General features: G+C 67.9%; 8 protein-coding genes and 1 riboswitch. Of the genes, 2 read left to right on the top strand and 6 right to left on the bottom strand.

From position 1 onward, the window contains the following. Nucleotides 1-6 precede the first annotated feature (6 nt). The 6 genes from AC13CR_RS18610 to AC13CR_RS18585 form a co-directional block, all read right to left on the bottom strand. Entirely contained in the window at nt 7-993 is a 987-nt protein-coding gene (locus AC13CR_RS18610; RefSeq protein WP_292978368.1) for an ABC transporter substrate-binding protein, read from the bottom strand. Continuing rightward, nucleotides 935-1744, bottom strand: a complete 810-nt coding sequence (locus AC13CR_RS18605; RefSeq protein WP_292952723.1) for an ABC transporter ATP-binding protein — start codon at nt 1742-1744, stop codon at nt 935-937. Before AC13CR_RS18605 ends, AC13CR_RS18610 begins: the two co-directional genes overlap by 59 nt. Next, entirely contained in the window at nt 1741-2523 is a 783-nt protein-coding gene (locus tag AC13CR_RS18600; protein WP_292952720.1) for an ABC transporter permease, read from the bottom strand. The genes AC13CR_RS18605 and AC13CR_RS18600 overlap by 4 nt, the downstream gene beginning before the upstream one ends. Nucleotides 2524-2527: 4 nt before the next feature. Further along, nucleotides 2528-3136 (bottom strand): YkoF family thiamine/hydroxymethylpyrimidine-binding protein, encoded by a 609-nt coding sequence (locus tag AC13CR_RS18595; RefSeq protein WP_292952717.1) that lies wholly within the window; start codon nt 3134-3136, stop codon nt 2528-2530. Next, nucleotides 3129-3242: riboswitch (TPP riboswitch) on the bottom strand. Its footprint overlaps the gene before it by 8 nt. Before the next feature lie 258 nt (nt 3243-3500). Further along, entirely contained in the window at nt 3501-4562 is a 1062-nt protein-coding gene (locus AC13CR_RS18590) for an alkene reductase (RefSeq protein WP_292978370.1), read from the bottom strand. A gap of 108 nt (nt 4563-4670) precedes the next feature. Continuing rightward, nucleotides 4671-5456: a heme-dependent oxidative N-demethylase family protein gene (locus AC13CR_RS18585; RefSeq protein WP_292952711.1), complete on the bottom strand. Its 786-nt coding sequence runs from the start codon at nt 5454-5456 to the stop codon at nt 4671-4673. A gap of 227 nt (nt 5457-5683) precedes the next feature. Here AC13CR_RS18585 and AC13CR_RS18580 point away from each other — a divergent pair, with 227 nt between their 5' ends. Further along, nucleotides 5684-8197: a cation:proton antiporter gene (locus AC13CR_RS18580; RefSeq protein ID WP_292952708.1), complete on the top strand. Its 2514-nt coding sequence runs from the start codon at nt 5684-5686 to the stop codon at nt 8195-8197. Between the two features lie 58 nt (nt 8198-8255). Continuing rightward, entirely contained in the window at nt 8256-10571 is a 2316-nt protein-coding gene (locus tag AC13CR_RS18575; protein WP_482920002.1) for a Tex family protein, read from the top strand. Nucleotides 10572-10573: the final 2 nt, after the last annotated feature.

Here is a 10573-nt window from a genome sequence, read left to right as displayed (position 1 = left end):
ACGTTGCTAACGGTCGAGGTATTCGTTCGTGAACCAGGTCGAGAAATCGGGCTTTTCGGTCAGGACATCGCCGGCTTCGTCGCGCAGGATCCCGGCGTCGACCAGGAAGCTGCCGACGGCCTCGATCCGGTCCGGCTGAATCGTGCCGACCTGCCCGTTCTCGTCCGTCAGATAGCCGCCATCGACGATCGCCTGCATCGAGGCGCGGATCAGCTCGGGATTGCCAAGCATTCCTTCGGTCGCCCCGATCAGGATCTCGGCGGCGGCCTCGGGGTTCTCGGCGGCAAAGGCATAGCCGCGGCGGGTGGCGGCCAGGAACGCTTTTGCCGTTTCGGGGTTCGCCTCCAGCCATTCGCCACGGCTGCCGATGAAGGTGGTCTGCTGGTCGGGAACCCCGTAATCGGCATAGCGGAAGGCGCGCTGCTCGCGGCCCTGAAGTCTGGCGTTGACGCCCTCCCAGGTCGCGACCTCGAGCGTGAAATCGGCGCGGCCGCTGGCCAATGCCTCGTAGGCCGAGGTCCCGAGCGTCACGGTCTTGAATTCGCCCTTGCCGCCGGCCGCGCGGATGATCGTAGTGATCAGCGCCTCTTCCCAGGCGCTGCCGAAACCGGCATAGGTCAGCCCGTCAAGGTCGGCGGGTGTGTCGATGTCGTCGCGGTCGGCGTTGAAGACCAGGCGCCCGGTCTCGTGCTGGTAGACGGCGAAGACCGGCATCAGGTCCGCGCCGGCGGCGCGCTGCGTGTAGAAGCCCCAGGAACTGAGCACGCCGAATTCGGCGACACCGCTGGCCAGCAATGTGCCCGAGGCGGTGTCGGTGTAGGGCAGGATTTCGACGTCCAGGCCGGCATCGTCGTACCAGCCCTTGGCCTGGGCGACATAGAGGCCGACATGGTTGGTATTGGGCGTCCAGTCCAGCGCGACCTTGACCGCCTGCTCAGCGGCAAGCGGTTGCGCGGCGATCAGGGCGGTCAGGGCGAATGCGAGGCATCTCATCTTTGTCTCCTTGCGGGTCGAGAAGGGTGTTGAGGATTTCGGTTTCCAGCGCCAGCGCCGCGGCGGGCAGCCCATGCGCCAGGCGCGGACGGCCAAGCGGAACCGCGAATTCCGCCAGAACACGGGCGGGTCGGCGCGAAAGGACATAGATGCGATCCGACAGGCTGACCGCCTCGCGCACGTCATGGGTGACGAGCAGCGTGGTCCACCGGTGATCTTGCCAGCGGGCCTCGACCCATCGCTGCATCCCGGCGCGGGTCAGCGCGTCGAGCGCGCCGAAGGGTTCGTCCAGCAGCATCACCGGCCGCTGCTGCACGACGGTCCGCAAAAGTGCTGCGCGCTGGCGCATCCCGCCCGAAAGCTGTGCCGGCCAGTGACGTTCGAATCCGTCCAGGCCGAACTGCGCGAAAAGCGGGGCGACGCGGGCGCGCGCTTCGCGCCGTGGCAGGCCCTGCACTTCCAGCCCCAGCGTCACGTTGTCGATGATCCGCCGCCACGGCATCAGCGCATCGCGCTGCGGCATGAAGGCAAACGGCCTATTACCCGCTGCCAGCGGGCGCCCGGAGACCAGAATTTCGCCGCGATCGGGAGCAAGCCCGCCGGTCATCAGTCTGAAAAGCGTCGATTTGCCCGCGCCCGAGGGACCGAGGATCGAAACGAACTCGCCGCGCTCCACGTGCAGCGACACGCCGTCCAGAACCGCCGTTCCGCCCAGCCGAACCGCGGCGTCGCGGATGTCGAGCAGGCTCATGGCCGCTGCTCCTCGACCTGCCGCCAGGGCATTGACAGGTGTTGGAGCAGCACCGTCGTCGCGAACAGGACCAGCGTCAGAGCGGCGCTGACGAAGACCGCCGCCAGAACCAGGTCGGGACGGAAATTGTTCTTGGCATTCAGGATGTAGATGCCCAGCCCGCGCGCCGCCCCGGCATATTCGGCAAAGATCGCCGCGACGACGGCATAGGTGATCGAAATGCGCAGACCGGCGAAGAAAAAGGGCAGTGCCGAAGGCAACCGCGCGCGGCGGAAGATGGTCGCCCGCGATGCGCCCATCGTCGCCAGAAGCTGCTCGATCTCGGGCTCGGTCGCCTCGTAGCCATCGACCAGCGCCACCAGCATCGGAAAGAACGTGACCAGCGCGACCAGCGCGATCTTGGGGCCAAGGCCGAAGCCGAACCAGAGCACGACAAGCGGCGCGATCGCCACCAGCGGCAGCGTCTGGCTGATGATGAAGACCGGAAACAGCGCCCGGCGCAGCGGACGCGCGAAATCGATCAGGACCGAGAACGCAAAGGCCGCGCCCAGCGAGACCGCAAAGCCCAGCAGCGTCGCCTGGATCGTCGGCACCGTATTCGCCCAGATCACCTGTCGGTTCGCCGCCAGTTGTCCGGCGACCCGGCCGGGCGATGGCAGGACGCTCGGCGGGATCCCCGACAGGCTGACATGGATCTGCCACAGCGCGATCAGCGTGCCGACCGACAGGATCGCGGGCAGCGCGCGCGTGACGCGCTCGCGCATCGTGGGTTTGGGCATCGGATCAGGCCGCGGAGGGACTATTGGCCGACACGGTCAGGTCGATGGTCACATGCCCTTCGGGCGGACCGAAGCGGCAGAACGCCTGGGCGAGCGCGGCGAAGACGGGACCGGCATCGCCCCCGAGTCGCGTGCAGAAGTTCTTTGCGCGATCGAAGACGCCGCTGTCGCGAAGAAACTCGATGCAGCCATAGATTTCGGCCATGTGGTCGCCGCCGCCCATGACATAGAGCGAAAGCTGCGCGGCTGCGGTTTCTCCGGTTTCGGGGGCGTCGCGCAAGGCCTCTTGCGCTGCCGCCTGGCGCAGGGCCAGGGGCTCGCGGGATGTGTCCATCGCGTCGCTGCGGCACATCGGATCGTCGGGCTCGCCCGGGCAGCCGCGCGACAGGGTTGCGTGCAGGACGACATGGGTGCGCGTGGCGGCGGCGGCGACGAAAAGGTCGCGGATCGCGGGAAACAGCACCTCTGGCGGACCGACCAGCAGGGTGGAGATATCGTCGGTTTCGATCCGCAGCCGGTCGCGATAGGGCCCAAGCGCGGCCAGCGCATCGGTGATGACGTCGATGAACCTGTCCGTCATCGGGTAAAGGGAAATCTGTGCGCCGGTGAACATTCGTTCCTCCTTGCTCCGCTGGCATGACCCAGATCAGCTTTGAGGGTCCGCAGGCGTCGCGCCCGCATCTCAGCCCCGGCCATACGGGGCACCCCTGTGGATGGCTTGAAGTGATCACAGACCGCAGCCGGGCGCAACCGATTCGCTCGGACCGATCGCGGCGCGCGCGAAGGCTCATCGGACCAGATCAGGCTGCCGCCGGTCAAGGCGGCGTCGCCCCCGCCACGACCGCCGCGGGATCGCCAATCCTGCGGTCGCGCCCGGCAATGACCGGAGGACACAAGCAGCGCGGGATCCGGCCCATGAATGACGCCTGCCGAGGCCGGGGCGTCGCGGCCGGCGCCTCGCGCCGGCCGTTTCCGCGTTACGCTGCGGCTTCCGCCGGGAGATAGTCGATATAGCCCTTTTCGCCGCCCGCATAGAAGGTCGAGGGATCCTGCGGGTTCAGGGGCAGTCCCTCGCGGAACCGGCGCGGCAAGTCCGGAGTGGCGATGAAATCGCGTCCGAAAGCCGCCGCATCGGCGCGGCCCTGGCCCACAAGGCTGCGGGCGCTGTCCCGGGTCAGCCCTTCATTGGCGATGATCGGACCACCGAAGGCGGCCTTGATGGCGTCCAGCAGGCTGTCTTCGGCCGGATGTTCGCGCAGGCACAGGAAGGCCAGGCCGCGCTGGCGCATCTGGTCGGCGACGCGGGTGAACAGGGCGCTGCGGTCGCTGTCGCCCATGTCGTGCGAATCGGCGCGCGGGGCAAGGTGAAGGCCCACCCGATCCGCGCCCCAGACCCCGATTGCCGCATCTGCGATGTCCTCCAGGAAACGGGTGCGGTTTTCAAGGCTTCCGCCATAGCGGTCGGTCCGCCTGTTGGTGCTGTCTTGCAGGAACTGGTCGATGAGATAACCGTTCGCACCATGAATCTCGACCCCGTCGAAGCCCGCCGCCCTCGCGTTCTGCGCGCCCTGGCGATAGGCTTCGACGATCGCCGGGATTTCATCCGTCTCCAGTGCCCGGGGGGTGACATATTCCTGCTGCGGCCGCACCAGGCTGACATGGCCCTCGGGCCGGATCGCGCTTGGCGCGACCGGCAATTTGCCGTTCAGGAACAGCGGCGCCGAGATCCGCCCGACATGCCACAATTGCAGAAAGATCAGCCCGCCCTCGGCATGGACGCCGCGGGTCACCCGTGCCCAGCCTTCAACCTGCTCCTGGCTCCAGATGCCGGGCGTATCGGCATAGCCCACCCCCATCGGCGTGACCGACGTCGCCTCGGTCAGGATCAGGCCGGCGCTGGCGCGCTGGCGGTAATATTCGGCCATCATCGCATTCGGGACGCGGGATCCGCCGGCGCGCGCGCGCGTCAGCGGCGCCATCACGAGACGGTTCTTCAAGGTCACGGCCCCGAGTGTCAGCGGATCGAAAAGGGTTGGCATCTGGCGTCCTTTCTGCCTGTCCTGTGCTTTGACCATTCGACCTGTGCGGCGGGCCGGAGGTTTTCAACGGCGCGCGGCGCAAGCTTGCGTCCCATCTGGCGCATGGCTTCAGGTGCCGTGGCGGATCGGAAATTGTCGCAGGGCCCGGCGCTGATCGGGGTCCAGCGCCTCGGGGCGGATGACGCTGGTATGGATCGAGAAGACCACCGCGCCGGTTTCGGGCAGGCGGAACAGACATTGCCGCTCGACCCGGATGAAGGGCGCGGGGTCGGGCGGGATGCGGTCCTGTTCCTCGGTCAGGGGGTGGTGCAGCGGCGCGTCGGAATGATGCGCCGTGCCGCGCATCAGGCCCGGACCGGGGCGCAGCCCATCCAGCAGCCGCTGGACGCGGCGGCCGATATCCTCGGTATAGGACGCGACGGGGCGATGGATGCGCATCATCGGGCGCATGAATTTCTGCGACAGGGACCAGCCCGCAGGAAAACACAGGATCGCGCCGCCCAGCACATGCCGGCCATCCGGGCCGGGGATCATCAGGCACAGATCCTCGGCGACAAACCGGCCCAGCGTCATCAGCGGCATCTGCGGATCCGGCAGCACGAGAACGCCATCGGGACGCCGGACCGCCGGGCCGCAATCATAGCCGCGGTCGGGCAGCAGGCGCATGATCCGGCGGTAAAGCTCGGCCGCGGCGGGACGGGCGTCTTCGTGCAAGGCGTGCACGCGGCCGGGCCGGGTGGCGATCAGATCGTCGCGCAGCGCCATCTGAGCGGCGAAGGCATCGTCGGTCAGCAGCCATTCGGCCTCGGTCACGGGAATGGTGCCGGGCAGGCGCCTTGTGCGCGGATCGGCCCAGGGCGCGAAAGCCAGCCGCTGTTGCAGGATCGTGCTCATCTGCCCGCATCATGCCCGTGCCGGCGGCAGGGGCAAGTGACCTTGTCGGCCGGGCTGCCCGTGTTGCCTGCCTTCCTGCGTCCCGCGACCGCCGGGGGGACTGCGCGTCCCCCGGACCCCCGGCGCAGGCGCGGGCTGCGCAAGCCGGTGGCGCAGTCACGAAAAAGCGCGATCCGGCGGGGTCCTGCCATATTCCCTGCCGGCGATTTTCCAGTTATCGCAGGCCCATGGACATCGTTGTTCTGACCACCATCACTGCGGGACTGTTCATCCTGATCGCCCTGGCCGAGCCGCTGGCGGCGCGTCTTTCGCTGCCCTACAGCGTGATTCTGGCGGCTTTCGGCATCCTGATCGGCGCTGCGGCGCTGTTCCTGCTGCGCACCGATCTGACCGATGCGCTGAACCCGGTGGCGGAATCGATCCTGGCGCTGCCGATCCGGTCCAACGTCTTTCTTTATGTCTTCCTGCCGACGCTGATCTTTCAGGCGACGCTGGGCATGAATGTCCGCCGGATGGCCGATGACTGGGTGCCGATCCTGGTGCTGGCGGTGGTGGCGGTCTTCGTGGCCACGCTGACCATCGGCTACGCGCTGGCCTGGGTCAGCGGGCTGCCGCTGGTGGTCTGCCTGCTGATCGGCGCGATCGTGTCGACCACCGATCCTTCGGCGGTGGTCGGCATCTTCCGGTCGCTGTCGGCGCCGCGCCGGCTGGCGCGGATCATCGAGGGCGAAAGCCTGCTGAACGACGCCGCCGCCATCGCCCTGTTCGGCCTGTTCATGGGATTCGTGATGATGGGCCTGCCCGACCCCAGCCTGACAGAAGCGATCGGCGGTTTTCCCTGGCTGATGGCGGGCGGCGTTGTCGGTGGCTGGCTGGCCGCGCGGGCGGCACTGATCCTGATGGCGTGGTTCACACGCTACGAACTGGCCCAGATCTCGGTTTCGGTCGCGGTGCCCTACCTGGCCTATATCGGGACCGAGCAGCTCTTTTCCGCCTCGGGCGTGGTCGCGGTCGTGGCGGCGGGGCTGACGCTGAACCTGATGGGGCCGGCACGGCTGTCGCCCGGCCTCTGGACCAATCTTCGCGAGGTCTGGGATTTGCTGGCGCATTGGGCCGGGGCGCTGATCTTCATCCTGGCCGCGCTGTTGATCCCGCGGCTGCTGGACGACGTGCGACCGGGCGATTACGCGCTGATCCTTGTCGTCATCCTGGCCGCTATTCTTGCCCGCGCGATCATCCTGTTCGGATTGCTGCCGATCCTGTCGCTGCTGCGTCTGTCGCCCGCAGTGGAGCGTCCCTACCGGATCGCGATCCTTTGGGGCGGGTTGCGCGGTGCGGTCACGCTGGCGCTGGCGCTGGCCGTCACCGAAAGCCTGCGCGTTCCGGTCGAGACCAAGCGCCTGGTCGGCATCCTCGCCACCGGGTTCACGCTGTTCACGCTGCTGGTGCAGGGCACGACGCTGCGTTGGGTGATCGGGCGGCTGGGGCTGGACCGGCTGTCGCCGCTGGACGAGGCGCTGTCGAACCAGGTGATCGCCGTCGCCCTTCAATCGGTGCGCGAACAGGTGGCCAGCACGGCCGAGAATTACGAATTGACGCGCGAGACCGTCCGTTCCGAGGCCAAGCGTTTCGCCGCGCGGCTGGACCGCGCCGTCGAGCAGGCCGAGGCCGAGGACAATACCCAGATCCTCGACCGCGACCGCATCACGCTGGGCCTGATCGCGCTGGCCGCGCATGAACGCGAGACGATCCTGGAACGGTTCCGCGAACGGGCCATCAGCGCCCGGCTGTCGGAAAAGATGCTGTTCGACGCCGACCGGCTGATCGAGGGCGCGCGCACCGGCGGCCGGCATGGCTATCAGCGGGCGGCGCGGCGCAGCCTCCGCTATGGCCTGCCCTTCCGCATCGCCGCGTTCCTGCGCGACCGGCTGCGCCTTCCCGCCCCGCTGGGTCGCATGACCGCAGACCGTTTCGAGGCATTGCTGGCCAAGCGACTGATCCTGAGAGATATTCACCGATTTCTCGACAGCCGTATCCGTCGCATCCACGGCCGCCGCGTGGCCGAATTGCTGCATGAACTGCTGTCGCGCCGGCAAGAAGCGGTCGAAACCGCGCTGGAGGGACTGCGCCTGCAATATCCCGGCTATGCCGAGGAACTGGAACGCCGCTTCATCCGTCGCACTGCGCTGCGTCTGGAGGAACGCGAATATGCCGCCATGCGCGAGGACGGGCTGATCGGATCGGAACTGCATACCGCGCTGATGACCGACATCGCACGCCGCCGCCATCAGGCCGAGGGGCGCCCGCGCCTGGATCTGGCACTGCGCAAGGAAGAACTGGCACGGCAGTTCCCGCTTTTCGCCGATCTCGACGAGGCGGAACTGCGCCGTCTGGCGCGGTCGCTGCGCTCGCGCTATGTCAATGCGGGCAAGGTCATCTCGCGCAAGGACAGCCCGTCGCGGCGGGTCTATTTCGTCTCGTCGGGCGCGGTCGAACAGATCGTCGCCGGTCAGACCACCCGCCTGGGACGTGGCGAGATGTTCGGCCAGATGGGCGTTCTGACGCGAAAGCCGCGCCGGGCCGAGGTGCGCGCGATCACGCCCACGAATCTGCTGCTGCTGGACGAAACCGACTTCCGCCGCATCCTCAGGCGGTCCTCGGCGCTGCGGCAGGCGGTCCGCGACAGCGTCTCGAACAAGGCATTGGCCGAAGAGGTGCTGGAACTGGTCGAAAAGGGCTGAAGGCGCGGCGGGCCGGGTGCGACGGTCCGGGGGATTGGCGCGGCATCGGTCGGACGATATGACGTTGCTTCGACAATTGGGAGAGACCCGTATGGACGCCGACCGCATCGCCCGCACCATCGCGACCGAAATCGGCGCAAGTCCCGCGCAGGTGGTGGCGGCCGCCGGTCTGCTGGACGGCGGCGCGACCGTGCCTTTCGTCGCCCGCTATCGCAAGGAGGTGACGGGCGGGCTGGACGACAGCCAGTTGCGCACCCTTGCCGAACGTCTGGTCTACCTTCGCGAACTGGACTCGCGGCGGCGGACGATCCTGGCCGCGATCCGCGATCAGGACAGGCTGACCGACGATCTGGCCCGCGCCATCGCCGGGGCCGAGACCAAGGCGGCGCTGGAAGACATCTATCTGCCCTTCAAGCCCAGGCGCCGGACCAAGGCGATGATCGCCCGAGAGAAGGGGCTGGAACCGCTGCTGCGCGCCATTCGCGACGACCGCGCCGCCGATCCGGCGGAGCTGGCGGCGGCCCATGTCAGCTATGCAGTGCCCGATCAGAAGGCCGCCCTGGACGGTGCCCGCGACATTCTGGTCGAGGAACTTTCTGAAAACGCGGCACTTCTGGGGGCCTTGCGCGATTTCATGCGGGCCGAGGCCGTGGTCGCGGCCAGGGTGATTGCCGGCAGGGAACAGGCCGGGGCCAAGTTCAGCGATTATTTCGACCATCGCGAGACATGGGCCGGGATCGCGGCGCATCGTGCGCTGGCAATCCTTCGCGCCGCGAAGGAAGAGATCGTGACCATCGACATCGCGCCCGATTCCGAAGACGGGTCGGCGCGGGCCGAAGGGATCGTGGCGCAGGCGCTTGGGCCGCTGGGCGAGGGGCCGGGCGATCGGTGGCTGCGGCAGGTGGCGGGCTGGACATGGCGCATCCGGCTGTCGAACACGATGTATATCGACCTGCTGACGGAATTGCGCAAACGCGCCCATGACGAGGCGATCCGCGTCTTTGGCCGCAATCTCAGGGATCTGTTGCTGGCCGCCCCTGCCGGGCCGCGCGCGACGATCGGCCTGGATCCCGGCATACGCACCGGGGTCAAGGTGGCAGTGGTCGATGGCACCGGCAAGCTGGTCGAAACGACGACGATCTATCCCTTCCAGCCCAGGAATGACCTGCGCGGCGCCGAATCGGCGCTGGCGGCGCTGATCGCGCGCCACGGCGTGGAATTGATCGCCATCGGCAACGGCACCGCCAGCCGCGAGACCGAGCGTCTGGTGGGCGATCTGCTGAAACGGCTGCCAAGGGGCGCAAGGGCGCCCACCAAGGTCATCGTCTCCGAGGCCGGGGCATCGGTCTATTCCGCCTCGGAACTGGCGGCAAGGGAATTTCCGGATCTCGATGTGTCATTGCGGGGCGCGGTGTCGATTGCGCGCCGCCTGCAGGATCCGCTGGCCGAACTGGTCAAGGTGCCGCCCGAAAGCATCGGCGTCGGGCAGTATCAGCACGACGTGGACCAGCGCCAGCTTGCCAGGACACTGGAGGCGATGGTCGAGGATGCGGTGAACGCCGTCGGAGTCGATCTGAACACGGCCTCGGCGCCGCTGCTGGCCCATGTGGCCGGACTGGGCCCGTCGCTGGCGCAGAACATCGTCGCCCATCGCGATGCCCAGGGGGCGTTCCGATCCCGCGCGGCGCTGAAGAAGGTCGCGGGGCTTGGTCCGCGGGCCTACGAACAATGCGCCGGATTCCTGCGCATCCGCGACGGCGATGAGCCGCTGGACGCCTCGGCCGTGCACCCCGAGGCCTACGGCCTGGCGCGTCGGATCGTCGCCGCCTGTGGCCGCGACATCCGCGCCATCATGGGTCAGGCCGGGGCGCTGAAATCCCTTCGGGCCGAGACTTTCGTGGACGCGCATTTCGGCCTGCCGACCATCCGGGACATCCTGTCCGAACTGGAAAAGCCCGGCCGCGATCCGCGCCCCGGCTTCGTCACGGCCAGCTTCGCCGATGGCGTCGATCGGATCACCGATCTGAAACCCGGCATGTCGCTGGAAGGCACCGTCACCAATGTCGCAGCCTTCGGCGCCTTCGTCGATATCGGCGTGCACCAGGACGGACTGGTCCACATCAGCCAGTTGGCCGACCGTTTCGTGAAGGATCCGAACGAGGTGGTGAAGGTCGGCGACGTGATTCGCGTCCGCGTGACCGAGATCGACCTGGCCCGCAACCGGATCGGGCTGACCATGCGCAAGGATGGCGGGGCCGGAGCCACCCGACAGGCCGGGCCCGATCACGCCGCGGCACCCGATCCGGCCCCCGGACCGGATGCCGCGGCGGGTGCCTTTGGTGCCGCGCTGGCCAATGCGATGCGCCGCCGCTGAGT

The sequence above is a fragment of the Paracoccus sp. L-17 genome (assembly GCF_056857655.1).
Note: the sequence above shows the minus strand (reverse complement) of the source record. Positions and strands in the feature narration are given on the sequence as shown.

Coding starts and splice junctions, on each gene's coding strand:
- AC13CR_RS18595 (WP_292952717.1), bottom strand. CDS start 3,136: ATGTTCACCGGCGCACAGATTTCCCTTTACCCGATGACGGACAGGTTC.
- AC13CR_RS18590 (WP_292978370.1), bottom strand. CDS start 4,562: ATGCCAACCCTTTTCGATCCGCTGACACTCGGGGCCGTGACCTTGAAG.
- AC13CR_RS18600 (WP_292952720.1), bottom strand. CDS start 2,523: ATGCCCAAACCCACGATGCGCGAGCGCGTCACGCGCGCGCTGCCCGCG.
- AC13CR_RS18585 (WP_292952711.1), bottom strand. CDS start 5,456: ATGAGCACGATCCTGCAACAGCGGCTGGCTTTCGCGCCCTGGGCCGAT.
- AC13CR_RS18605 (WP_292952723.1), bottom strand. CDS start 1,744: ATGAGCCTGCTCGACATCCGCGACGCCGCGGTTCGGCTGGGCGGAACG.
- AC13CR_RS18575 (WP_482920002.1), top strand. CDS start 8,256: ATGACGTTGCTTCGACAATTGGGAGAGACCCGTATGGACGCCGACCGC.
- AC13CR_RS18580 (WP_292952708.1), top strand. CDS start 5,684: ATGGACATCGTTGTTCTGACCACCATCACTGCGGGACTGTTCATCCTG.
- AC13CR_RS18610 (WP_292978368.1), bottom strand. CDS start 993: ATGAGATGCCTCGCATTCGCCCTGACCGCCCTGATCGCCGCGCAACCG.